The organism is Pseudohongiella sp. SYSU M77423 (assembly GCF_029911965.1).
Classification (GTDB): Bacteria; Pseudomonadota; Gammaproteobacteria; order Pseudomonadales; family Pseudohongiellaceae; genus Pseudohongiella.
In genome coordinates, this window is sequence record NZ_JARYTH010000001.1 from 700884 (window position 1) to 727236 (window position 26353).

16 protein-coding genes are annotated in these 26353 nt (G+C 54.3%); 7 read left to right on the forward strand and 9 right to left on the reverse strand.

The genetic code is table 11. From position 1 onward, the window contains the following. Window positions 1-3 precede the first annotated feature (3 nt). On the forward strand, window positions 4-1128 hold the full coding sequence (locus tag QGM61_RS03010) for a PA0069 family radical SAM protein (protein ID WP_281131858.1): 1125 nt from the start codon (window positions 4-6) through the stop codon (window positions 1126-1128). A gap of 41 nt (window positions 1129-1169) precedes the next feature. Further along, a complete protein-coding gene (locus tag QGM61_RS03015; protein ID WP_281131860.1) occupies window positions 1170-1931 on the forward strand; it encodes an exodeoxyribonuclease III in 762 nt (253 codons plus the stop codon). A 4-nt stretch (window positions 1932-1935) separates the two neighbouring features. Here QGM61_RS03015 and QGM61_RS03020 read toward each other — a convergent pair whose 3' ends face one another. From QGM61_RS03020 to QGM61_RS03030, 3 genes are all read right to left on the reverse strand, one after another. Further along, window positions 1936-2667: a hypothetical protein gene (locus QGM61_RS03020; protein ID WP_281131861.1), complete on the reverse strand. Its 732-nt coding sequence runs from the start codon at window positions 2665-2667 to the stop codon at window positions 1936-1938. A gap of 143 nt (window positions 2668-2810) precedes the next feature. After that, window positions 2811-6023, reverse strand: a complete 3213-nt coding sequence (locus QGM61_RS03025; RefSeq protein WP_281131862.1) for a TonB-dependent receptor — start codon at window positions 6021-6023, stop codon at window positions 2811-2813. A gap of 156 nt (window positions 6024-6179) precedes the next feature. After that, window positions 6180-7199, reverse strand: a complete 1020-nt coding sequence (locus QGM61_RS03030) for a hypothetical protein (RefSeq protein ID WP_281131864.1) — start codon at window positions 7197-7199, stop codon at window positions 6180-6182. 72 nt (window positions 7200-7271) lie between these two features. Here QGM61_RS03030 and QGM61_RS03035 point away from each other — a divergent pair, with 72 nt between their 5' ends. The 4 genes from QGM61_RS03035 to QGM61_RS03050 all read left to right on the forward strand — a co-directional run bounded on the left by QGM61_RS03035 (window position 7272) and on the right by QGM61_RS03050 (window position 14673). Beyond that, complete coding sequence (locus QGM61_RS03035; RefSeq protein ID WP_237132872.1) at window positions 7272-8147, forward strand: LysR family transcriptional regulator; 876 nt, start codon at window positions 7272-7274, stop codon at window positions 8145-8147. Window positions 8148-8251: 104 nt separating this feature from the next. Further along, window positions 8252-9715 carry an NADH-quinone oxidoreductase subunit L gene (locus QGM61_RS03040; RefSeq protein ID WP_281131865.1) on the forward strand — a complete coding sequence of 488 codons (1464 nt, stop codon included), beginning with the start codon at window positions 8252-8254 and terminating at the stop codon, window positions 9713-9715. Next, the gene (locus QGM61_RS03045; RefSeq protein WP_281131866.1) at window positions 9712-12141 is read left to right on the forward strand and encodes a YbcC family protein; all 2430 of its coding nucleotides are present in this window, start codon (window positions 9712-9714) and stop codon (window positions 12139-12141) included. Before QGM61_RS03040 ends, QGM61_RS03045 begins: the two co-directional genes overlap by 4 nt. Before the next feature lie 84 nt (window positions 12142-12225). Then, a complete protein-coding gene (locus QGM61_RS03050) occupies window positions 12226-14673 on the forward strand; it encodes a sensor histidine kinase (protein WP_281131867.1) in 2448 nt (815 codons plus the stop codon). Here QGM61_RS03050 and QGM61_RS03055 read toward each other — a convergent pair. Then, complete coding sequence (locus QGM61_RS03055) at window positions 14665-15312, reverse strand: response regulator transcription factor (protein ID WP_237132868.1); 648 nt, start codon at window positions 15310-15312, stop codon at window positions 14665-14667. The genes QGM61_RS03050 and QGM61_RS03055 overlap by 9 nt on opposite strands. Before the next feature lie 172 nt (window positions 15313-15484). Between QGM61_RS03055 and QGM61_RS03060 the strand changes: the two genes are divergently transcribed. Then, a complete protein-coding gene (locus QGM61_RS03060; protein WP_281131868.1) occupies window positions 15485-21034 on the forward strand; it encodes a VCBS domain-containing protein in 5550 nt (1849 codons plus the stop codon). 25 nt (window positions 21035-21059) lie between these two features. Here QGM61_RS03060 and QGM61_RS03065 read toward each other — a convergent pair whose 3' ends face one another. From QGM61_RS03065 to parE, 5 genes are read right to left on the reverse strand one after another with little or no spacing between them, the layout of a single operon-like run. Continuing rightward, a complete protein-coding gene (locus QGM61_RS03065; protein ID WP_281131869.1) occupies window positions 21060-22301 on the reverse strand; it encodes a saccharopine dehydrogenase family protein in 1242 nt (413 codons plus the stop codon). 8 nt (window positions 22302-22309) lie between these two features. Continuing rightward, window positions 22310-23221 carry a glycosyltransferase gene (locus QGM61_RS03070; RefSeq protein WP_281131870.1) on the reverse strand — a complete coding sequence of 304 codons (912 nt, stop codon included), beginning with the start codon at window positions 23219-23221 and terminating at the stop codon, window positions 22310-22312. 16 nt (window positions 23222-23237) lie between these two features. Continuing rightward, entirely contained in the window at window positions 23238-24170 is a 933-nt protein-coding gene (gene bla, locus QGM61_RS03075) for a subclass B3 metallo-beta-lactamase (protein ID WP_281131871.1), read from the reverse strand. After that, window positions 24171-24392 (reverse strand): hypothetical protein, encoded by a 222-nt coding sequence (locus QGM61_RS03080; protein ID WP_237132864.1) that lies wholly within the window; start codon window positions 24390-24392, stop codon window positions 24171-24173. It lies immediately after the preceding gene. A 21-nt stretch (window positions 24393-24413) separates the two neighbouring features. Further along, entirely contained in the window at window positions 24414-26333 is a 1920-nt protein-coding gene (parE, locus tag QGM61_RS03085) for a DNA topoisomerase IV subunit B (protein ID WP_281131873.1), read from the reverse strand. Window positions 26334-26353: the final 20 nt, after the last annotated feature.

Below are 26353 nucleotides of genomic sequence, written 5' to 3' on the forward strand. Positions count from 1 at the left end.
ATCATGAAATACACCTCCGAAATGATCAAGGGCCGTGGTGCCGTATCCAATCCACAGGGGCGCTTCGAGACTCAACAGCTGGAAGCCTTTGATGACGGCTGGCCGCGCGATGACGATGAAGACCGCGAAGGTCGGCCCAGCACTATTGTTACGCACGAGCAGGCCAAAACCATTCTTACTCGAAACCGGTCACCAGACCTGCCCTTTCATGTATCGCTGAATCCTTATCGCGGCTGTGAACACGGCTGCATATACTGCTTTGCAAGGCCTACACACAGTTATCTGGAGTTGTCGCCCGGTCTGGATTTTGAAACACGCCTGTTCGCCAAAGTGAACGCGGCCGAGCTGCTGCGCCGTGAGCTGGCAGCGCCCGGCTGGCAAACCGAACCGATTGCGCTGGGCGTCAATACGGACGCCTACCAGCCCTGTGAGAAAAAGCTGGGCATAACCCGCCAGGTACTGGAGGTCCTGCACGAGTGCCGCCAGGCTGTTGGCATCATTACCAAGTCCGCGATGATAGAACGGGACATGGACCTGCTGGCCGACATGGCAAGCCAAAATCTGGTTGCCACCACCATCACAATTACAACACTGGATCACGACATTGCCAGAACTCTGGAACCACGCGCGGCTTCACCGACAAGACGCCTGGCCACTATTGAGCGTCTGGCCAGGGCAGGCATTCCGGTTGGCGTCAATGTGGCGCCTGTCATTCCATTCGTGACCGATCAGGATCTGGAGCGGATTATTCAGGCAGCAGCCGACGCCGGCGCCAGCAGCGCGGGATACATCATCCTGCGGCTGCCCTGGGAGCTGAATGAGCTGTTTCAACAATGGCTGCAGGCACACCTGCCCGACCGCGCTGAGCGCGTTATGAACCGTATTCGCGACATGCGCGGCGGCAAGGAGTATGACGCCACATTCGGCAGCCGTATGCGCGGCGAGGGCTTGTGGGCAGAGCTGATAGCAAAACGTTACGCCGCCATCATCGCCAAAACCCGTCTGTCCGAAAGACGCACTGCTGACTTTGGTCGCCTCGACTGCAGCCTGTTCAGACGCCCGACTTCAGTACCTGCGGCCAGACAAAGTGAGAACGCCGGTACCCCCACTCAATTTGATATGTTCTAATCTTCACCAGTCAATATTCACCGGCATGGAGTCGAACCGCAATGAAACTGATTTCCTGGAACGTCAACGGCATCCGCGCAGCAGTGAAGAAAGACTTCCTGCAGGCGGTGGCGGACATGCAGCCAGATGTACTGTGTATACAGGAAACCAAGGCACAGGACGAACAGGTGCTTGCAGCTATTTCCGAGCTTGATGGTTATCACGTTTACACAAGCTCGGCGGTCCGTCCCGGGTATTCAGGTACGGCCGTATTGAGTCGCAGCAAGCCCGAATCTGTCACACCTGGCACAGGACTTGAGGAGCACGATCAGGAAGGACGTGTAATTTGCGCCGAGTATCAGGACTTTTTCCTGGTCACGGTTTACACACCCAATTCTGGCAGCGAACTTAAACGCCTTGATTACAGGGAGAAATGGGATCGGGATTTTCGCGACTATGTGCTGTCGCTGGAAAAACACAAACCCGTCATTATCTGTGGCGATCTGAATGTGTGTCATAAACCCATAGACATCGCCCGGCCGGATGCGAACTACAACAAAAGCGCGGGTTATACCCAGCGTGAAATCGATGGTATGAACAGCCTGATCGACGCCGGCTTTATCGACAGCTTCCGTTATCTGCACCCCGACACCGTCAAGTACAGCTGGTGGAGCATGCGTGGTGGTGCACGCGCCAGAAACGTGGGCTGGCGTCTGGACTATTTTCTGGTTTCCAAAGCCATGCAACAACGTATCAAGAGCGCCGAGATACTGAATGAGGTGTACGGTTCTGATCACTGCCCAGTGGTACTGACACTGAGCTGATCAGTTACTGCCGCGCCTCTTTGATCACCAGCGTCACCGGCTCGGATCCGGGGTTGAGCAGTTCGTAAGCCTGCATCGGTGCCGCCCAGTCGCCAGCTGCATCAAGCTCATGAATCACCCCGTCCTGCCGTTTCACATGCAATGCGCCGGCCGGCGACACCTGCACCACAAAGGCTGGATTGGTGTGTGAAATTATTGTGTGCCGGGCGCCAGGTTCAAACGTAAGCCGCCAGGCGCGGAACCACGGATTTTCCAGTTCGATATCGGATGCCTCAAGACCTGTTGGCAGATCATCAGACGGCTCGCTCAGCCCGGGGCCGAAACTGGCCAACGCAATGATCCTGAACAGACCGGGACCGGCATTGGTAACACGGTGCGTGTAGGCTTCGTCCAGATATCGGGTGATGCTGGACAGACGGCCGTCCAGGTAACCCTGGCCATTGCTGATGAATGTGTAAAGAATCGGACCATCGTGGGTATGTGGCAGCGTGGTATCGCCCGGATTGATCTGGACATCAAGCAGCGTGAATCTCTCGCCCTTAAACACCGTTCGGTGCCGCGGCTCATCCAGAATATGGACAACTCGCAGGGGTTCACTGTGTCCTATAAAGTCCTCGGGATCACCTTCAGTCGGTATCGGCCCTGCGCTGGTCTGGGCACCAGACAGGCCCGAACTGACTCCGAGCAGAGTCAAAAGTACTACTGCAACCGCTTTATATTTCTTGTTATTCATCATTGCACCCGCCTGACGTGAACTTAAGCGTTTGATCAGGCTGACAGCTTTACACATTCGGTCTGTTACTGTCCAAAAAAAAACGGGCCAACATTCCCTGTCGGCCCGCTTGCTCGTTTCATCCCGCCAGTCTTACTGCAACAGGATCAGAACTCCAGCTGCACACCCAATCGTACCTGCCACAGTGATTGTGTCTCCTGCAGGTCGCTGACCGACAGATTGTTGAAGCGCTCGAACACGTATTGCCCCTGCGCATTCACTGACTGGGTCACAACGTCTGGCGAGAAGAACTGCGCATCATACTGATGTCCCCACTCGTCGTTGATCATGTTAAGGAAATTGTAGACCTTGACGTACAGTCGGGCCTTGGCGCCATCAAAGAAGGCTGGCAGCTCCTGATCCAGACGCAGATCCATGCGTGAGGTCCAGCGCGAGTACTGATCGTTCCGCGTCACAAAACCCTGCTCCAGGCCGTAAGCGGCAACAAAGTCCGAAAATGCCTGGACGTCGAAGTTTGGACCAGCAATTACGTTGGAGTCGTTTGGTCCTGGTACGTACAACAGGTGGCGACGGTTGCTGCTGTTGGAACCTTCCAGTCCTCGGCTGCTCATCACCCAGCTTTGTGGCTGGCCTTTGGCGCGGAACCACTGCGCGGTAACACGGGTTTCATAGCCAGCCAGGAACTCGCGACCGTAACTCACACGCGCTGTGAAACGGTGCGGCGATTCATAGTTCGATGTGCCAGAAACTGGATTGTTGACATCATACAGCGCCAGGTTGGAGAAGTTTGAACTCGCCACTGCCGAGGTCATCGGGCTTACGTCTTCTGCCTGGGTGTATGCATAGCCGAAGGTCCAGTCGAGGCCCCAGTCGTGAGTCTGCTTGGCCAGCAGTGACAGGGAATGGCTCTTCGGTGACTCACCTGAGTTGGTCAACATGAAGTTGCTCTGGCCACGAACGTTGCTGTAGATGGGCTGGCCGGCATCCGTAGTTCCGGTCACATCCTGTGCAACATCCACATAGTAGGCTGGATCATTTTGCACGGAGTACAGGTAATCACCTTCCAGAATCATGCCGGTAGGCAGCGTGTAAGTTGCACCCAGTGCAAATTTCCATTCTGAAGGCTGTTCGTAATCCGGATCGATCAGCACCAGGAAGCTGTTGGAGGCATTCGCTGCGGTTGTCGCGGCGACCTGATCCTTCAATGCCTGCGGCACATCGTAGCCGGGGCGCTGATTGCCACTCAACTGATAGTCAGTCAGGATTGACTGATTATTGTTGTTGCGGTCGCGAACCTGAACGTTGGAGATCCCATCGTTACTCCAGGCATTGGACAGCCACACGTTTGGATTACCGCCCGAGTAGAGGCCAAAACCACCTCGCATGGTCAGGTTATCCATGGCTTCCCAGGTAAAACCGATACGTGGCATCAACAGGTCAAGGCCATCGACATTGGCATCGTTGCGCAGACCACCATTGAGTGTAGTAAAGGCCTGGTTAAATGCAGGACGGTCGTCGCTGGTGAACCAGTCGTAGCGCAAACCACCAACCAGTGTCAGGGCGTATTCGTCAAGGCGCCACTCGTCCTGAATGTACAGAGTGTTCAGTACATTGCTGAAACTTGCGGCGGCATCGTCGGCGTTGTTGGTACCACCGCCACTACCGTAGTATATGTCTGTCGGGATACCCAGTTCGAAGTGATCGATGCCGGTAAGACCGCAGGCAGGATTGCTCTGTCGGCCTGTTGCTGTCAGCCCCGCACAGAAAGCCGGGTTATTGGCCGAAAGGTCTTCAAACCGGTATTCACCGCCGCGTGCATGCTGGACAAACTGATTGAAGATGGACAGGTCTTCACGCTCATAACCAGCGGTAATGACGTGATCCTGCCACAGGTACTCAGCCGTGAACTTCATGAAGTCCGACTCGGTGTTCAGGTTGTTGGCCTGTCGCGAATCGTCCGCACCCAGATAGACGGTGTTGCTACCCATGTAAATCTGAACTTCGGCAAAATCCTGCGGCCCCACCGTGACCTGAGAGTCGTCCATTGTATTGCGACTGACAAACAGATCGGTAGAGAGCTCGCTGGTCCACTGCGAAGCCAGTTTAAACGTCAGAGTCTCTGACTCGGCACCCTTGCGATAGAAGTGATTGGCAAACTCAAACTCGTTGCTGTCTGAGTCTGAGGCGCGATCTTCAATACCGTCATAGAAGTTGTAAATCACTGACGCATCGTGCTGCTCGCTGATGTTCCAGTCCAGCCTCAACATGTATTTCTCTTCGGTCTGCGCGCCATCAGCGGGCATGCCGCCAGCGTCGTAGTCGTAGATGCGCGACGCAATGTCAGAAATTCGATTAAAGTCTGTCTGACTCAGCCAGGGTCGCTCAACGCCATTGCCTGAACCGGAGAAACCCTGTGCGATAAACTCGGGCTCTTCGGTTTCTTCGTAGGCACCGTAGAAGAACAGGCGATCACGCATCAGGGGACCACCAAAACTGAAGCCTCGTTTTTCTTCTTCGTAATCCTGGCTTTCGTACTTCGTTTCGACACCGTCAACAGTCAGCGAGTCACCGCGCAGATCCTGGTTGTTGAACTCATAGAAAGCGGTACCCGTCCAGGTATTGCTTCCTGAGCGCGTCACCGCATTGATGTTACAGGCCGTGAAGCCACCATAGGTGACATCAAAAGGTGCCAGTTCGACGGCAACCTGAGCGATTCCTTCAAAGGGAAACGGCATACCTGTTGCGGTTGAGTAACCATTGTCATTCAAACCGAAACGGTCGTTCTGGCTGACACCGTCCAGACTGATGCTGTTGTAACGTGGGTGTTTTCCGACACAGTTAATTGCAGAGTTTGTGTCCAGATTCAGTCGCGGATCGTAGATGAACACATCCTTGATGTCACGATCGAAGGCGACTGATGTTTCCAGGTCAAATGTGGAGTAAGTGGCTGCAGGGCCAGAAGCCACATCCACAAAGTTGCCGGACCGACCCAGCACCAGCACTTCTTCTACCTGCGCCGCACCCAGATCAATACTGAGGTTGTAGATATCACCCAGGGAAATTGAGTTGACGACAACGGATCTGCCGCCATTTACCGTCACACGATACGGACCCCCCACCGACAGGTTGGTCGCATAGAAAGTTCCAGAGTCATTGGTTTGCAGCGTGCGCGTGGCGCCCGTGCGGGTGTCTTCAATAACTATCGTGGCGTTGGCTTGTGGAGCTCCATCGGTGCCGCTGATGCGACCGCGAATGGCTGATGTCATATCCTGCGCCCAGACTGGCGCTGACAGGCCGAGCCCGACCAACACTGATGTGACCAGCAGTTTTTTCTTTATCGTGAGTTTTGAAAAATACATATCCGTTCCCCTGCAGAAATTTGGCTACCGGGCAACGATAAGGCGCTTGCATGACAAGCAGGTGAACAAGCTGTGGCATTTGTGTGACGCTTTCGACACGACCGGGTCACCCTGCGATTGCACAGGACGCCCAGCTGTGTGCGCGGGAAGCCAGGACTACTGCCCGCGCAGCTTACCACCAGGAATGGATGCCATCATTCTGGCGATGTAGCGGGTTACCTGGGGTTCCAGTCCCTCCGTGTGTCCCTTGTCCAGACGCACGATATCAGCGACCACTCGATTGTCTTCACAATTCGGGAATACCAGGACCTCTGCTACACCTGGCCCGGGCATGCCGCCCCAGCCCGGACGCGTGGGTCGGCCGTTCTCCTCTGTGCGGGAATCGTAAACCTTGCCTGGCTGCGTATCGACGATGTCTGCAAGGCGCGTTTGTGGTCCACAGCTGTAGCGATCGGCCAGCGGTGAAGTATCCGGAATACCAGCTACTCCGGCGGTATCAAGCTCACCAGTAGTGTGGATGTGCGAGAAATCGCAGCCCTGAAGTTCATGGCGGCCGCCGACCCGTCCACCGGCAAGGCTGACAAAACCGTCGACTTTATCGCTAAAATAGTCAGAACAGACGATGCGATTGGAAGTCAAACCGCCCTGACTGTGCCCGGTCAGCCAGAAAGAGCGAACATTGGACTCACCGATTGCATCAATCAGCAGGCTCGACACGTCCTGCAGGTACTGATCATCGGCCTCCTCGCGCCAGACACGAATCGGTTCCGCCGTCAGAGCGGTAGGTGTGGCAACCACCATGCGATAGTCCTGCGCGTAATCGGTGATCGGAAAATAGAGACGCTGCCATTGTTCGTATGAGCCTGCCCCGTGCAGATTCAGCACCAGTACAACCGGCTCGGATGGCCCCAGGTCACAGGGATATTCAAGGTGGAACTGTCGACCACTGTTGGGTTCCGTGGCGTTAGCCGGGCTGGAAATATCGCCGCCAAATGCCCCACAGCTGGCACCAGCGAGTTGAGCACCATTAGCCAGCTGGTTGCGTTGCTCCGGCATGGAAGTCTGACACGCTGAAATGGTAGCGGCAGCGGTCAACAGCATCAGTGCCGACCAACGCCTGGGCACATCAATTAACTTCGAGTGACGGATTCTATCCACTTTTGTTAGCTTTTTCATGGGAATACCCCTCCTCTGGGACCAGTATTCGCTATACTGGTCCGGAATTCCAGTGACAGGCGCTGCAAGCGAATGAGCAGACTCAATTATCATCACCTGTATTATTTCTGGCAGGTGGCAAAAAACGGCAACCTGAGCCGCACAGCAGATCAGTTGCATGTCGCACAGTCTGCACTTTCCTCACAGATTCGCCAATTGGAAGATTCGCTTAAGGTGCAGCTGTTCGACAGAACAGGTCGCCAACTTCAATTGACTGAAAGTGGCCATCAGGCGCTGCGGATCGCCGAAGAAATTTTTACGCGTGGCAATGAGCTGGAAAAATTGTTGCTGGAAGGTCATCAGCCTGAAGATGCCATTGTTCGAATCGGTACACTGGCCACCATGTCGCGAAACTTCATCGAGGCATTCATCGGCCCCTTGATCGACAGTGAGCATGATCGCTACAGCCTGACCTCAATGAGTCAGACCGGACTGCTTAACGCGCTGGCCAATCACCAGATTGACCTGGCACTGACCAACGCCGAAGTACAGGGCAGCGGCCGGCAGATCTGGCACTGCCAATTGCTGGACAGTCAGCCTGTGTCAGTGATCGGACCACCCGACCAGCAGTTGCCAGACCGTCTTGGGCCTGAGTACATAGGACGCCGATGGGTACTGCCGCCTACCTCCAGTACCATCCGCACTGCGTTCGATGCACTGGCCGCACAACACCAACTGGAACCTGAGGTTCAGGCCGAAGCCGATGACATGCCCATGCTGCGACTGCTCGCTCGCGACAGCGGCGCTCTGGCAGTCATTCCTCATGTTGTGGTCAGGGACGAGCTAGCATCCGGACTGCTGTGTCAGTACCTGACCCTGCCGAATGTGTTCGAAAACTTTTATGCCGTCAGTATCCAGCGCCAGCTCGTGCACCCGCGCGTGCGTTCACTGCTGGCGCGCTACACCTGATCTTTGTTCTTAAATACAGAACATTAAGTGCTTTTATATCTATTTTACTAAACGAACTCTATCTCTCAGAATAGCGCCACATTCACAACTGAGAGACTTCAGCTATGCCCTGGCCATCCTGGACCGCCACTTCCGGATTCGAATCTGCGTTGACTGACGCCTGGTTCAGCAACTACTGGATTCACATCTCTCCGCTATCAACGACCATTCTTGCGCTGATTGGTCTGCTCGGACTGGTCGTGCTCCGCTATGCTCACGACAACATGCGGGGCGAAGCTTCGGCTCGCCGGTTCATGCGGGCCATGGTTCTGACTATGGCAGCCGTTGTCGTCACAGTAGCAAGCAACAACCTGATCCTGTTTGCCCTGGGCTGGATCTGCGTCAGCCTGAGCCTGCATCAGCTGTTGCTGTTCTACCCTGATCGATCGCGAGCAGTGCTGGCCGCACACAAAAAATTTCTGTTTGCCCGGATGGCCGAGGCACTGCTTATCGTGGCATTTCTGCTGCTCTGGCTGCAGCATCAAACGCTTAATATCCAGTCGATAATCCTACATTACCAAACCGTGGACACGCTCACACTGCAGGACCAGAGCGTCGCGGTATTGCTAGCGCTGGTTGCGCTCATCAAATGCGCACAGATGCCTCTGCATGGCTGGCTGATTCAGGTCGTCGAGTCACCAACGCCTGTCTCAGCCCTGCTGCATGCGGGCATCGTCAACCTGGGTGGTTTCCTGCTGCTGCTGTTTGCGCCTCTGATCAGTCTTGCCGATGCGGCGCGGTGGTTACTGCTGATTGTCGCTGGCCTCAGTTGTGTGCTGGCTGCTCTGGTTATGATGACCCGAATCAGTATCAAGGTCAGATTGGCCTGGTCCACTGTAGCGCAAATGGGACTGATGCTGGTTGAGTGCGCGTTGGGTCTGTATCACCTGGCACTGCTTCATCTGGTCGCGCACTCCTTCTACAAAGCGCACGCGTTTCTGGCTTCGGGAACCGCCGTCGCCAGCTATCTGTCCGGCCAGGCAGCGGGTTACAGACTGCCGCGTCTGCAGCACTGGGTGATGGCCATGGCCATCACTGTCGCGGCCGCGCTGGCCGTCAGCCCATGGCTGTCACCGATGTCGCTGATCAGTCCCTGGATATTGATTGGTATCGCCTGTGCCACTGTGCTGGCATGGCACTTCAGTTACGGGCGGGCTGGGTGTACCGCGCGCGGCTTGCTGCTGGCCGCCGCCGCGCCGCTGCTTTACATCGCCCTGACAACCATCGCGGCTCACATTGCTTATCCAGACGGCGAGTCACCATACCCTCTGGCATCAGTGTCCGCAGATCTCTGGATCAGTACCCTGTTCATCAGCCAGTTCGGACTGTTCCTGTTCGTGTACTACGCTTCACATCAGCCACTTGCCAGACGTCTGTTTGTGATCATGAACGCCGGGTTCTATCTGGATGAGTGGGCCAGCCGCGTCACGCTGTGGCTTTATCCGCTAAGACACAAACCAAACCTTCGCAAGCACCTGCAATCGAGGTCTGCCACAGCCATAGAAACCCAATTGGGAGGTTCAGTATGAAAACTGTTGTGCCCGACTACCCACAGTCAGTTCGAGTTGCCTGCCAGCGTATAGCACCCGTCTGGCCTCTGGATCAGTCCATCGCAGTCAACCCCTGGTGGGAGCTGCGCGACCAGCCCATTGAAGATGTTGCCGCCGAACTTCAGGCGCTGGGCCAGGTGAACTGCCTGATGCGCCGGGAGTACTACAGGCAGCAATGGCAGGCTGTCATCAAACCAGAGCACCTTCAAGCCGCCATTGAGGAAAGAAATGAGCCGTGGTCCGAGGAGCAGCTTGTCGAGTTTCTGTCGCAACCAGAGCAAGTGCTCCCGCACTGGCACAATTACAGTGAACTACTGGATGCCCTGCCAGACAGACGCAGAAAGATTTCCTGGCATGATGAAATCGTGCAGCAGATCAGTCAGTTCTGTGGCCTGTATTTCCAGTATCAACATTATTTTACTGAGCATCAGGACTCGACGGTTGCGCTATACCGTAACTGGCTTGAAATTACCCGAGGTGATGTGGGCATCGAAGTATTGACGGCCGCGCATGGTCTGCACCGTCAATTCGAACAGCTGCCAGACGATCCTGCCCTGCTTTGTCATGAGTTTATGGAGGCACTGGGCTGCCCGGAGAATTTTGCAGACTACGCGTTTGCCTTGCTGCTTGATATCCACGGGTGGGCATCATGGGGCGCGTATCAACAGTGGCAGGAGGCATTCAAAAGCGTCAACAATGACTGGGTTGCTCAGCTACTGGCAATCCGTATGGCCTGGGAACTGGCATTGTGGCGACACAACGAACAACAGGCGGCATCAACCGGTGATCGCACACAACAGCGATTCTTTGACCAGTTTTCACAAATGGCATCCATAAGAGCACATCATCAAAACCAGCAATCAATGTTGTGGGTGTGGCAACGTGCGCTTGAACTTTCCTATCAATTGCCGCTGCAGAACATGCTGAGCAACAGCACAGTCGTGCCGCGAGAATCCCGTCCACTGCTACAGGCCGCTTTCTGTATCGATGTCCGATCCGAGCCCATGCGCCGGGCACTTGAAGCACAACACCCCGACATCGAGACACTCGGTTTCGCGGGCTTCTTCGGATTGCCACTGTCATATCGACAATCAGGACACAGCTACCAGCGCCCGCAATTACCGGGACTTCTGGCGCCCGCCATCGAAGCCGTACAGACAGGCAGACCATCCAGGCGTCTGACTCTTAAGAACAGGCACGCTCATGCGCAGGCAGAAAGCTTTGCTACGCCGTCCGCCAGTTTTGGCATGGTGGAAATGCTTGGCGCGGTCAAATCGCTGTCATTGCTGGGCAGCAGCCTGATGCCAGATTCACCGAAGCACCCTGTCAATGACATGTGCGATATGCGGCCGTTCGTGCTCAGCAAGCAGGGTCGAGAGCTTAGCATTGCGGAACTCACAGATCTGGCGGCGACAGTACTGCGCCACATGGGCCTGACAGAAAAGTTCGCGCCAGTTGTATTACTTCTGGGTCATGGCAGCGAAACCAGTAACAATCCCCAGGCAGCCAGCCTGGATTGCGGTGCCTGTGGCGGACAGACTGGAGAGGTCAATGTAAAAGTACTGGCCCAGCTGCTGAATGACCCGGCCATCAGACGAGGGCTGGCCGCAACAGGCCTGCTTATCCCCGCAGATACGCGGTTCGTAGCTGGCCTGCATAACACCACTACTGACAATATCCACTGTTACGGCGATGCACTCAACACAAACAGCGATATCACATCGCTTCTGACGAAGGCGACAGCCAGTGCCCAACATCAGCGTGCTGCTACCTTACCGGGCATCAAAGATGTAAAAAATCTGGCCAGTGAACTGACCAGACGCAGTCGCAACTGGTCGGAGATCCAGCCTGAATGGGGTTTGGCAAATAATGCCGCATTCATCGTTGCACCACGAGCAGCAACGCGTCACCTCAACCTTCAGGGCCGTACATTCTTACATGACTACGACTGGCACAAGGATGATGAGTACAAAACGCTTGAGCTGATCATGTCGGGGCCAATGATTGTCACTAACTGGATCAATCTGCAGTATTACGCCTCCACAGTGGATAACAGACTTTATGGCAGCGGCAACAAGCTGCTTCACAATGTGGTCGGAGAACATATTGGTGTCTTCGAGGGAAATGGCGGTGACCTGCGTATTGGCCTGGCGAGGCAGTCGCTGCACGACGGTGAGAAATGGCGTCATCAGCCGGTTCGCCTGGCGGTTTACATCGCAGCCCCTGCGACAATCATTGCGGAGATCGCAAGCCGTCACACGGCCATTGAGCAGCTTGTGCGTAATGGCTGGATGTCGCTTTACGCCTGGGATATCGGCAGCGGACAGATTGTGCCGGCGCTTGACATCAGCTCATCGCCACAACCTGACTGCCTGCCTACCAGCGGGGCCGCCATAGGTGTATGATTCTGGTTAACACGCGGATATCGTCGTACCGCCTGGCGACAATTAAACCAACAATGGCCATAGCATTCAGTAACGACGACCTCGATGCACCAGAATCAACCAATTACAAAGCGCCCCTGCAGGCAGCCCGCAGTCTGGTTAGCCGGCTTTGTCCTGTCTCTTTGCTTCGTCTGCGCCGGCGTTCAGGCTCAGACAACCGTAAGAAGTGACACAGAGCGCCTGTTGCTTGGGCAGCAGGCGCTGACCTCACATCTGTCAGAAGAATTTCTCGATCGGTGGCTGCAAGCGCCAGCCGACACATTCGCAGAACTGTTGAGCCAATTCCCTTCGGACATTGCTCTCCAATCAATTGCAGACTCAAATGTCGCAGCGCAGGACTGGTCCTTCAACTCCAGTGACAAACTGCTTCTGGATGCCCCCAGCCGACTAAACTGGATTGTTGTTGACCTGATCTATCGGGGCACTCAAGCCGAGCAGTTCATGCTGGATATGACCGGTATGGATGGCGTTGGCTGGGTCTACGTCAACCACATTGGCGAAACCATCAGCCACTGGGACGACTTCTCGGCTCCCCAGGGTGGCAGACCCGTTTTTGATACCAAGGCCGTGATGCCTCTCAATCTGGTTCCGAACCACCCGTATCGACTGCATATCGTTGCCATGACAGTCACAGAGGCAAAATACGCGACCTTCACTCTCTGGGATGACGATGGATTCCGGGCAGTGCGATTGCAGCAAACACTTTTGGATGGTGCCTATTTCGGTCTTGTGATTGCGCTCATTCTGTACAATCTGTTGTTGTACATCGCACTGCGTCGCAACATGCACCTGTATTTCTGCCTGTTCATTTTTGCCAGTGCGGGCATGATCTATATCGGCTCGGGTCTGTCACTGATTGTAGGCCTTCAAAACCCATTCCCGCTATCTCTTCCGCTGGCGTATCTGTTCCAGGGGCTTATCGGAATCACAGCGGCGATTTTCAGTATGTCCCTGCTCAATATAAGCGATCGCCACAGCCGCCTGTATCGTATGTGGATTGCCGTGCTGGCAATCAACATCTGTGTAACGCCACTTATCATGTATCTGGCGCGTGATGGCGGTTATTCGACTGATGGTATTGGTATCACATTCAGTATTCTGACGGGTGTCTGGTTGATCAGTCAGCTGGTTTACATTTATACACTGTCCACACACTGGCGCCAGTCCCTGCTGGTGAGATTCTGGTTTACGGCAGTGACGATCCACACCTGGGCGATGGCTGCCTGGCCAATGCTGATGAACAGCTCGCTGGACCTGCGCATCGCACCTTACCACCTGGCGCAGCTCGCCACACTGCTGGACACTATTGTTTTGTCAGCGCTGATCGCGTACACCATGCGCAGTGAACAACATTCTCGCATCAAGGCACAACAAAAGGCGGTAGAAAGCTTGCGCCTGTCTCATGATCTTGAACATGCCAAGTCCAATTTTGTCTCTGCTGTGGGCCATGACCTGCGTGGCCCAATCCAGGCGATCAGTCATTACACCGAAGCCTTCCGACTGAAACAACCCAATCACCATGATCGTGATCTCGACGCTATCGATCAGAACGTGAAAAACGTCTCAGAGCTGATTGACAACATGATCAGGCTTTCCCGTGTCGAGCGCCAGGCAAGCAACCCGGTGCTCGAAGCTGTCAGGCTGGAACAATTACTGATGGAACTGAAGTCAGAATTCAGCCCCAGAGCTGCAAGCAAGAAACTGTCGCTTATCATGGAAAATACAGCAGCGGTTGTATTCACTGACCGCATCAGCCTGAGTCAGATTTTGCGCAACCTCCTGGACAACGCCCTGAAGTACTCTGAGCGTGGGGAAATACGCGTGTCCGCGCGTCAGAGAGGCTCAAAGGTTATTTTGTCGGTCAGAGATTCCGGGGTTGGCATCCCTGAGGACCGACTACCGCATATTTTTACAGCCTTTTACCAGGGGCAGTCGGGCAAAGGCATAGGACTGGGCCTGTCGATAGTGAAGCGACTTGCGAACCTGCTGGATATCAGTATTGATGTGGCATCCACCGTCGGGTATGGCACCCGTTTTACCTTGACACTGGAGTCAGCGACCTCAGATCAGCACCAGTCAGAATTGGCCGCACACAAAAAAGAAAACCTCCCGCACAAACAGCTGATAACCTCACTCGAGGGTATATCCGTGCTGGTGATCGATTACCGAGGCGCCCTCGCACCATTGCATCAGTATCTGACCAGCTGGGGCGCCAGCGTGACCCACATTTCTGACAACAATGACCTGTCAACGATAAATGGCGCTACCAAAGGAGCCAGTATCTGCGTGATTGATAGTGTTGCGTACCTGAGCGGTCAAGCCTGGATGAACGTGCTGGAAAACACATCAGTGATAGTTGTCACGGCAGCGGATGAAACCCTTCCTGCCAGCCGGTTGAGATCCGCCAGCCACCTTGTCATAGACGCGAAAATTTCACCCATGCAGTTCCGTTCGCTGATCCATCGCAAGCTGCATATGAGGGCATCAGCCTGATACTGAATTCTCGCGCTGGCGCTCCTTGATCGCGCGCAGGCAGCTGATCCGGTTACTGACATTAAAATTCTTGAACATGTGATTCACATGTGTTTTAACGGTCGCTTTGCTGATACATAGATGGTCTGCAATCTCCTGGTTGCTCAGACCTTTCTCCATTAGTCCGGCGATCTCCAGCTGCCGTCGTGTCAGGCCGCCCATGAGTAACGAGTCGGCAGCTGCGTCAGTAGCAGTGTCAATCGCGTCGACCATCAAGTGCCTGGGGAGATGAATCTGTCCCTGTCGACACTCTTCTATGGCATCCAGTATCTGATAAACGCTATAGGACTTGGGAAGGTAGGCTATGGCGCCCAGCTCGATCACATGCTGGATAACTGCAGGATCCTCAACCGAGGACAACACCATGACGGGCGTAGAATTGTGGCTTTGCTGAAGGTAGCGCAGCAATTCAATGCCACCCATGCCAGGCATCATCAGGTCAATAATGAGCAAGTCATAGTCATTGCTGGCCATTAATGCGTCAGGTATCCATTCTGCGCTGGCATCAAATTCCACCTGATACTCATTGCTCGCAGCGAGTATGGCAGACTTCAGCCCCTCACAAAAAGACACATGATCATCAATCAGCAGAATCTTCAATTTTCAGTCTCGAACCTTATTTAAGCCTGCCCCAATCTTACCAGAATGTTTGCTAACAGACTGACAGCTCTACTTTTTGTTACAGAGATTCAACCTTTGGGTTGATGGTCAACCCAGTAATATCGGCCTAAGATTGAAAATGTGTAATTCCCCGTCAGCCAAGGAGAAAAAAATGAGTAAAAACAAAGGCAACGCTGAACAGACTGCCGAAACCAGCGATAACAGCAGCAAAGGCAACTCCAAGAATACAGGCGGGGGCACCGAACAATCCTTCAGAAACACGCCCCAGGCAAAGGACGATTTGTTCGGAACCGGGTCCGGACGGATTGATTATCAGGACTCAGTTTATTATCTGGATGTGATGAACAATGACCTGGCCGGCAATGCCAAGTGGCTCTGGTCAGTTGACGACGGCGTCAATGACAGCGGCGCCATGGAAGGATATGAAGCCGGCGATCTGTTGACGCAAGACGACGCTGGCGTCGCAGGGCTGACTGAAAACACCAGTCAGTTTGGAGCCAACATCTGGATTACTACTGACGGTAAAATCGCCTACGATGCCGGCAGCATCACTGGCCAGCCCTCCGCGGATCTGACCGAACTGGCACTGGGCGACACGCTGACCGATAGTTTCATTTACGCTATCCGCATGTCCAATGGCACGCTAAGTTGGGCCCAGGCATCAGTGACAGTGACCGGTGTCAATGACACCCCAACCGTTGAAGCTGTAGCTATCTCAGCAATTGAAGACGGATCGGCTGTTTCCGGCACTTTCCAGGGCGACGACGTCGATTCGGACAATGACATCAATGACCTGACATACACCATTGTTGGCGGGCCAAATGCCGGCACGCTGACCAATAATGGCGACGGCACCTTTACATTCAACCCAGGCAGCGATTTCCAGAGTCTTGCCCAGGGTCAGCCTACTACCATCACCCTGAGTTATACCGCAACCGACCGCCATGGCGCAGTCTCTGATCCGGCATCACTGTCTATCACCGTGACCGGCGTCAATGATGCGCCGACGCTCGGCGCCGGCGCGGGTGCAGCCAATGAAGACGGCAACGTCGTAAGTATCGACCTTGCGCCGCTGGGCGATGACGTCGACAGCGACGACAGCGGCAGCAGCCTGACCTATTCGGTTACCGGCCAGCCAGCCGAAGGCAGCGCCAGCATCAGCGGCACCAGCCTTACATTTTCCCCTGATGATGATTTCCAGAACCTGGCCGAAGGCGAGACTCGCGACGTCATCGTTGAAGTAACCGCAACCGACACACATGGCGCCAGCGCCGTCAACAATGTCACCATCACCGTCACCGGCAAAAACGATGCTCCAACTGTTGAGGCAGTTTCAGTGGCAGCCGTTGAAGACGGTAACACGGTCACTGGCGCATTCGTTGGTGACGACGTCGATAGTGACGACAGCGGCAGCACCTTGCAGTACAACATTATCGGCGGTCCATCTGCCGGATCGCTGACCAACAATGGGGATGGCACGTTCACATTTGATCCGGGCAGCGACTTCCAGGGCCTGGCCAAAGATGAACTCACCACCATTTCGCTGACCTATACCGCCACCGACAATAAAGGCGCAGTATCCGCGCCGGCAACATTGACGATTGATGTGACCGGCACCAATGATGATCCGACGCTGGCAGCCGGCACCGGCACAGCTACCGAAGACGGCAGCGCGATCGCCGTTGATCTGTCCGCGCTGGGTGATGATGTCGACAGCGATAATGATGGCAGCAATCTCAGCTACAGCATCAGCGGGGCTCCGTCAGAAGGCAGCGCCAGTATCACTGGTACCAGCCTGAGCTTTGCACCTGGCAGCGACTTCCAGGATCTGAACGAGGGTGAAACGCGTCAGGTTGTCATTGGTGTAACAGCTACTGATGCCCACGGTGCCAGCGCCAGCAACGATGTCACTATCACCGTCACCGGCACTAATGATGCGCCGACGCTTGCGGCAGCTACACTTGCTGCGCAGGAAGATGGCATTACCGCTTCGCTGGACCTGACCACACTGGGTGATGACGTAGATAGCGAAGACACTGGCAGCTCCCTTACCTACAGCCTGCTCAGCACAGCGCCCGGCGGCTCGGCTTCCATCGACGCAAACGGCGTACTGAGCTTTGACCCCGGTACAGACTTCCAGAATCTCGCCAAAGATCAGGCTACCAGCTTCGATTTGCAGGTACAGGCAACCGATTCCCGGGGTGCCAGCACAAGCAACACCGTCACTGTAACAGTCACGGGCGAGAATGATGCGCCTACGCTGGCAGCCTCAGCTATCGCCGCTACAGAAGATGGCTCTGCTGTTACGCTGGACCTGGCCGCACTCGGCAATGATATCGATAGTGATGACAACGGCAGCACGCTGGACTACGTGGTTCTCAATACGCCTGCCGGTGGCAGTACTGAAGTTAATGGCTCGGTACTCAGCTTTAACCCGGACGGTGACTTCCAGTCTCTTGCGCAGGGTGAAACCACCACTGTTGATCTTCAGGTTCAGGCCACGGACAAACACGGGGCCAGCGCTACCAATACCGTCACCGTGACTGTCACTGGTGTTAATGACGCACCGGAGATAACCGGCGGCGACAGCAGTGCAACGGTTACCATGAACCCGATTCAGGCGCCATTCAAGGTTGAGCAATGGGTCGGTTACAACTCCGACAAACTGTCGAATCTGCAGACCTACGCAGCCAATAATTCACCGGACTACACTGTATACACCAGTGTCGTAGACTACACGGATGACCCAGGTGGTTTTGCCGGAGAGATACCCGGCAGCACCCCGTGGCCAGCGGCGCAGGCCACGGGTGAAAGCACAACGGGTGGTATCAACAACAATTTCTTCGCCAGATTAACGACGCAGATCCTGATCACAGAGGCCGACACATACACCTTCCGCACGTTCAACGATGATGGTGTGTTTTTGTCAGTTAACAATGACTACATCATCAGCAATTCAGGTTACTTCGCGGAAACAGCCTTCGAAGGCACCAAGTATCTTGAGCCCGGCATCTATCCGCTTGAACTGTATTTCTATGAGGGTGGTGGCGAAGCATCATTGGAATTGAGCTACAAAAACTCCACTGGTATCTATCAGCATGTTGGTAACAGCACGCTGAAGGCCAATGGCACGCTTAATTTTGAAGACGTCGACCTCACTGACGTTCACAGCGTTGGCACCACTGCTGCCAACAGCGGCACGGTCGGTACTCTGACGGCGTCAGTGACAACTGATACAACCGGCAATGGTACTGGTGGCAACATCGCCTGGACCTATGAGCTCAGTGGAGAAGAACAGGAGAGCCTCAAATCGCTTGCCGAGGGTGAAACGGCGGAGCAGGAATTTGTAGTGACTGTCAGCGATGGCAAGGGTGGCACGGACACCCAGACCGTGAGCATCACAATTGAAGGCGCCAATGATGTTGCCGAGCTGGGTAACGCAGTGGTCGACCTGACCGAGACAGATTCTCAGCTCACTGCGTCTGGCACCTTGTCGATAACTGATGTCGATAATGGCGAGGCATTCTTCAATGCCCAAACAAATACTGCTGGCACCTATGGCAGTTTCAGTATCGATGCCAATGGTAACTGGAGCTTTGCCTCCGATGGTGCACTAAACGACCTGGAAGAAGGCGAGCTGGTCACTGATATCTTTACTGTAAGCAGTGTTGACGGTACAACCAGCACCGTGACCGTCAACATCACCGGCACCCCTGATGGCCCAACCGCTGAAGACGACAGCAATGCGCTTACTGCCAGTGCAGCAACAACCAATACTGACAACACGGTTTACTGGGTTGACTGGACCAGCGCGACGCTTGTCTCTCAGGTCGGTGGTAGAAACCCCACTTATCTGGTGCAGGGAACCATCACACTAAGTGACCGGACTATTGGTGTCACGTATCAAGGTCAGGCTGCCGAGCCCTGGGGTTCTGTGCCAGGTGTCCAGTTTAACGATGCCGGCAGTGAAGACTATTATGTCACCAAGAACGGGGGCGTGATTACCAGCACCGAAGGCGTCGGAGTATACACTTCTGCTGAGGTTGCTAACGGACCTACCAACAACGACATAATCCGACTGAATCATGCGGACTCTCCTCGCACGCTGACATTCTCCGAACCGGTTGAAAACCTGTTCTTTGCCATCGTCAGCATGAACAGAAATGGATATATCTTCGACCAGGACTTCGAAGTAGTCTCCAGTGCCGACAGCAGCTCAGACTCTGGTTATTTCGGATGGACCGATGCCTGGGTCAAAACCAACCCGGAGCCAGGTCGTTACGGCATCAGCACCGACTCGACTGTCACCGGAGTATACGGTCAAACAGAGTTCCATGGTGTGCTGGCCATCAACAACGCACTGGACTCCCTGACCTGGGAAAGCCAGGCCGATGAAAATTGGAACGCGTTCACCATCGGCACCTATGGTGTTGCCCAATCTGCGACGGTTTCCGGAAATGTACTGAGCAATGATGACCTTGGCACCGCAGCGACATTCGAAGTCAGCAATGTTAACGGCAGCGCCATTGTGGGCAACTCGATTACTTTGACGCTGGCGTCTGGCGCCATTCTCAAAGTGGATCGGGATGGCAGCTATTTTTACGATGATCAGGGTCAGTTCACTACCCTGCCTGAAGGTGACACTTATACTGAGGTGATTGAATATACCGTCACCGACAACCTGGGTAATTCAGATACGGCAACGCTGAGCATTACGGTTACTGGGGCAGAAAACCCGTCGGCTCCTACCATTGCACCACTGAGCGTTACAGTGAGTGAGAAAAAGATTGACGGGGAGATTTCAAGCATTCTTTTCGTCGATGACTCCAACGGCAGAAGCTGGAAGTCTTTGTGGTTTTCTGCTCTCGACGCTAATGGATATGACTACGACCAGACTACGATCGGGGTCAATAACAACCCCTCTCAAGACTTGAATAATTATGATCTTGTTATCTGGTCTGTCGGGGACAGAGCGTACACCAACCTTACCAGCCAGAATGTGAGTACGTTGACCAGCTACCTGCAACAGGGTGGCAAGCTTCTGTACGCGGGCGGGCACAGTGTCTATAGCGAGCCCAATATTTCAAGCTTCGCCAGTCAGTACCTGGGTATTTCCAACTATCAAAGTAATATGCCAACGATCAGTTCCAACTTGAACTCCGCTGTGGGGCCTGATGGCAGTTACACTTTGAACTCATATCCGGGTGGCACATACGGCGGGACGATGTTGTCGGCATTCAATGCCATTGGGTCAACAACGTCGATGTTGATGGAGATTCCAAACTGGGGCGCCTATAACTCAAGCAACGACATTGCCGTGGTCAATGACCCGGGTACGTTTGTGGCCGCCACATGGGGCTTCGATTTGGCGCAGTTGGGCGCGCAGCACCGTGACGACTTCCTGGGCTATACGCTTGATCAAATGGGTGGCGCCACATTCCGCTTCGATCTACTGTCTGGCGCAAGCGATCCCGACGGCGGCATTCTGAGCGTGAGTGACCTGATACAGGTCGGTGGCCCTGCCGTTAATGCCAATGTGGACAGCAACGGCATCCTGTCTTTTGACAAGGGCAGTGTCGACTTCCTGGATGAGGGCGAAACTGTTGATCTGACGTACCAGTACGATGTGGATGGTGCCAGCGCCAGTACAACCAATACTGTCACCATCACCGTTATAGGTGTAGCCGAAGACGTCGGTTAAGTCAGCCAGGCATTATTCTGTAACACTAAAGACCCCGCCTAGGCGGGGTCATTGTTTCCAGCACTGTACTAAAACGAAGACCCGCATGCTGCTGCAGCCGCTCGATCAATCTGGATCCCATCGCAGAGGCTGGCGTCCAGAAACCACCCGCCACCTCGCTACGGTCTATGTCCTGTGACAGGCAAATAGCGGCCTGTCCCAGCATACGCGCTGTGGCGCCGTAGCCGGGATCACGCTCACCATAAAGATTAGTGCGAACGGTTTCACCGCTGCGAGTGTGGCCCACAAACACCAGATCGAAGAAACCGGTACGTTGCATCTCCGGGCTGGGCCCTTCACCCGGTTTTGGCAGGAAGCGGCTCATCAGCCAGCGGGTTGGTGCCAGAGCAAAACCCAGCATCATCAATGACTGGCCACGCGCCGTGCGTCTGGCCCGCGCTTTGCCTTTGCTGTCGTCCCCCGTCATGACGGCTTCATCATAAAGAAAGTCCATTCCCCATGGATGACCCAGCAGCGCATGTGAGCGATGTACAACGCGGGTATTGATGCCCTCCATGACAAAAGGCGCAATCCAGCTCTCGATTTCTTCCTCACGGACAGCGGTGATCCTGTTTTGCATGACCGTTGGCTTACGGTCAGGCGGGCAGATTGAATAGGGATCCTGCAGCTCCCGGCGCAGTGCCGGATCTGCGGCAGCCTCTTTAGCGACATTCATCATGCTGGCAACGGTTCCGCCAGAGAACCCACCCTTGAACTTTCTGACGCGCATTTTGATGTGCTGGCACGGCTCGCCGAATTGTTGTTGCGACTGTTGCTGGGTATACAGCACACCAAGATCGGAAGGGATGGAGTCAAAACCACAGCAATGCACGATTCGTGCACCGCTCTTTTTGGCTGCCTCTTCGTGGCGCTCAATCATGCGCCGTATCCACTGCGTTTCGCCGGTCAGATCGCAGTAATCGGTACCCGTCTCTGCGCAGACTTTGACCAGCGGCTCACCATAGAGTGCATAGGGGCCAACCGTGGAAATAATCACACTCGCCTGATCACACAGCACTCGAAGACTAGTCTCATCATTGGCATCGGCGATGAGGAAATCTGGCGTATGAGGACCGTCCAGTGATTTTTGCAGTGCCTTTAAACGTTCTTCCGAGCGCGCCGCCATCAGCCACTTAAGCGAACCATCGTGGTTGAGTGCATGAAGATAGCGACAGAGAATCTGCCCGACAAAACTTGTCGCGCCAAACACGATCAGTGATTTTTGCATATCGGGCCTCATGATGAGCGGGTTAATCGAAGTTCGATTTTATTTAGCTTTCTAAGGATCACGCGGTGTTGCAAGGGAGAGTAGAACCAGGGTTTTGGCAATGAGCTGTCTGTCAACGTTAGACAGCTTTCGGCCAGAGGGATATCTTTAGCGGGTCTTTCACAGAACTGTCTGGCTGAAGCTTCGTCCATTATTTCGAAGGGGTAAAATCCACAATTGCCTTTGCGCTCTGCGACTCGCATCGCCCAGGTACGCTTGCGGCCTCGCCAGGCAGGGACGCCAGGCAGCCAGGCTACAAATGGATTTTTCATGTATACCATTTGGGACAAGTTCTTTCGGGCCTGTTGTTCATTATCGGCCTCGTTGCTCGAAAAATGCCAGTTTGCTCGCAGAAGCACATCCTTGCGCGTCAGAAATACATCAGAGTAATGCGCACCCGCACTGCGATTCAGCCGATTAATGTGATATCCGTTCAGTTTTGGAACAAAAGTAATTTTTTCTTTAAGTCGTTTTATAAACCCAGGGTGTAGCAGACCATTAAATTTATTTTCTTCGTATAGCGCATGCCACTGCGGCACTTCATCTGTAAGAAGTGGTCGCACGACCTGCATATCATCCTGAATTGTGCAGATCAGGGGGTTTCCGGAAACAGATTCGATCGCCGATTGCATATTTTTATACAATCCGCCATGCAGTTTTCCCTCACCTGATTCGTATTTCGCCTGTTGCCTGATATCGCAGTTCTTTGCCAGATCATCCAATATCGAGAGAGTGAAAGCATCATCACTGTTGTCATCCCAGATGATAACGTTGCAATTGGGTACACAGCGAAGAATGCTGTCCACGCAATTTTTCAGGAAGTCGCCCCGATTGAATGAAAAAACCAGAAACTGCAGTGGTATGGATTTAGTATCAATCATACTTTCAAGATTATTTTTACTGTAATCGCAGCTGCTGTCTTTCCGCCTCCACACGACTCAGGAACTCTGCGCGCCGTTCAGCAATAAACTCAGCCCAGGGTTGTTGATTAAGCAGTGGATGTGGACGCACCTGAACACGCATCGCATGTTCTATGCCTTCGAAAGGTTGCTCCGGGTGACCTGTCAGATAGATATCCAGATCCAGTTGCGCCATATTGTCGAAGCCTGCCAGTGAGTCTTCCACCAGGGTCGGAAAGCGCGGGTTATTGACAAGCTGAACACCTGCGTTCGGACCATTGCAGCCAAAGTAACCAACGGTGTAGGTCTGCCCCATGTCTTCCACGTCCAGACTCCAGACCGTGCACCCGGGGGTGTGACCTGGCGCTACCGTAGGCGTCAGTGTAACGCCACCCAGCGCAATCGACTCACCATCCTGCAGGCGTCGATCAACAACCACCGGCTCCCAGCCCTCGAAAGCAAGTGGAGAAAGATCCTGCCCTGCTTCAAGTGCATCGGCATCCGCATCAGAGGCCATGACCTGCGCGCCTGTCATTCGCTTCATGATGGCGTGGCCCTGAATGTGATCGAAATGCGCGTGGCTGGAGAGAATGATTTCTATGTCTTCGACCCTGAATCCCAGCTTGTCGACACTGTCGCGTATCTGCACCGGCATATCATGCACACCGGTATCGATCAGTATGTGGCCTTCAGGAGTGGCGATAAGATAGGAAGCAAGGTTAAGTGCACCCACGTAATAGACGTTGCCGATAATACGGAAAGGCTCAACAGGTTCTGACTGATGCGTGTGAAAAACCAGCCCGCTGTTGATGCGATCCTCCATGGACATGCGATCAATGCGGCCGGGAATACCGGTGTTTTGCTGGGCGTACAAGTCAGCTGAGCAACAAAGCATTGCCAGAGTTGCCGCCAGTATTTTTATTTTTCGCACTCATTCACCTTTTATGCGGCCGAGCTCCTCGCGCAGCTCATACCCCTTGTCGGTCACAATTCTTTCGAGCACTACAAGACGCTGTTTGACCGCGTCGAGCTCCTTCTGAACGGCACTTTCATTAACTTCTGACATCTTCGCATTAAGCTTGGCCATACTTTTGCGATACTCAAAAAACTGAGTAATAAGAACGATCAGAACGATAAATGTAAAGACTTCCATCTTGCGCCTCCCTTAGTAAATTCAGACCACCTCCGCCAGGTTGCCGTATTCCTCCAGCCAGCTTTTGCGGTCCGCTGCACGCTTCTTGGCGAGCATCATGTCCAGTGCTTCTTCGGTTTCGCTGTAGCCAGCGCGTCGGTCGTCCTCTGGCACAACCAGTTGAACCAGTCGCCGCGTATCCGGACTCATTGTTGTCTCTCGTAATTGCAGCGGATTCATTTCACCAAGACCTTTGAATCGTTGCACATTGGGGCGAGCAGATTTTTTCTCGGCGGCGATTCGGTCGAGAATGCCGTTTTTTTCATCTTCGTCCAGCGCGTAGTGAACATCCTTGCCTACGTCGATACGGTAAAGCGGCGGCATCGCCACAAAGACACGTCCGGCCGCCACCAGCGGCTTGAAGTGTCGCACGAACAAAGCACACAACAGGGTTGCGATGTGCAGACCATCAGAGTCGGCGTCAGCCAGAATACAGACCTTGCCATACCGCAGACCGGTTATATCGTTTGAGCCCGGATCCACCCCTAGTGCGACGGCAATGTCGTGCACTTCCTGGGACGCCAGAATCTCATTGGAATCAACCTCCCAGGTGTTCAGGATTTTACCGCGCAATGGCATGATGGCCTGGGTTTCTCGGTCGCGCGCCTGCTTGGCTGAGCCACCTGCCGAGTCACCCTCCACGAGAAACAACTCGCCCGCCATCACATCCTGGGTCGCGCAGTCTGCCAGCTTGCCCGGCAGTGCAGGACCAGATGTCACTTTTTTGCGCGCCACTTTCTTGCTCGCCTTCATTCTGCTTTGCGCATTGTTGATACAAAGCTCGGCGAGCGCCAACGCATCATCAGTATGCTGGTTCAGCCAAAGACTGAAAGCATCTTTGACAACACCTGCGACAAACACCGCGCATTGACGCGATGAGAGGCGTTCTTTGGTCTGACCGGAGAACTGCGGGTCTTTCATTTTGATCGACAGCACATAGCTGCAGCGATCCCAGATATCATCAGGCGTCAGTTTGACCCCGCGAGGCAGCAGGTTTCGGAACTCGCAAAATTCGCGCATGGCATCAAGAAGGCCGGTCCGCAGACCGTTGACATGAGTACCACCCTGCGCGGTCGGAATCAGGTTGACGTAACTTTCCTGCAGCAGTTCACCGCCCTCGGGCTGCCACAGCACGGCCCATTCAACGGCCTCATCATTGCCTTTCATATCACCAGTGAATGGCTCAACCGGCAGAGTCAGATAGTCACCCGTTCCCTGCAGAATGTAGTCGGTAAGACCTTCCTGGAAACACCACTCCTCACTTTGCGCTTTGTCTTCACTGACAGTGTCGTCAATAAAGATAACGCGCAATCCGGAGCACAGCACTGCCTTGGCTCGCAGTACGTGTTTCAGTCGCGGAATGGAAACGCGAGGCGAATCAAAATATTTCTCATCGGGCAAAAAGCGCAAAGTCGTGCCTGTATTGCGCTTGCCAACCGTGCCAATCTCTTTCAGCTCAGTGTCTTTGTCGCCATTCGCAAAACGCATCTGGTAGACACCACCATTGCGGCGCACAGTGACCTCAACATAATGCGACAGTGCGTTGACTACCGACACACCCACGCCGTGCAGACCACCGGAAAAATTGTAGTTCTTGTCGGAGAACTTGCCACCTGCGTGCAGGCGCGTGAGGATCAGTTCCACGCCCGACACCTTCTCCTCCGGGTGAATGTCGACAGGCATGCCGCGACCATCGTCCTCGACTTCAATAGAACCGTCTTTGTGCAGGGTCAGGGTGATGGTTTTGGCATGACCCGCAAGCGCCTCATCGACGCTGTTGTCCAGTACTTCCTGGACCAGGTGATTGGGTCGGGTGGTGTCAGTGTACATGCCGGGTCGTTTCCTGACCGGATCCAGACCAGTCAGTACTTCAATGGCATCTGCGTTATAACTACTACTCATAGACTACTCGTTCTCTGCGT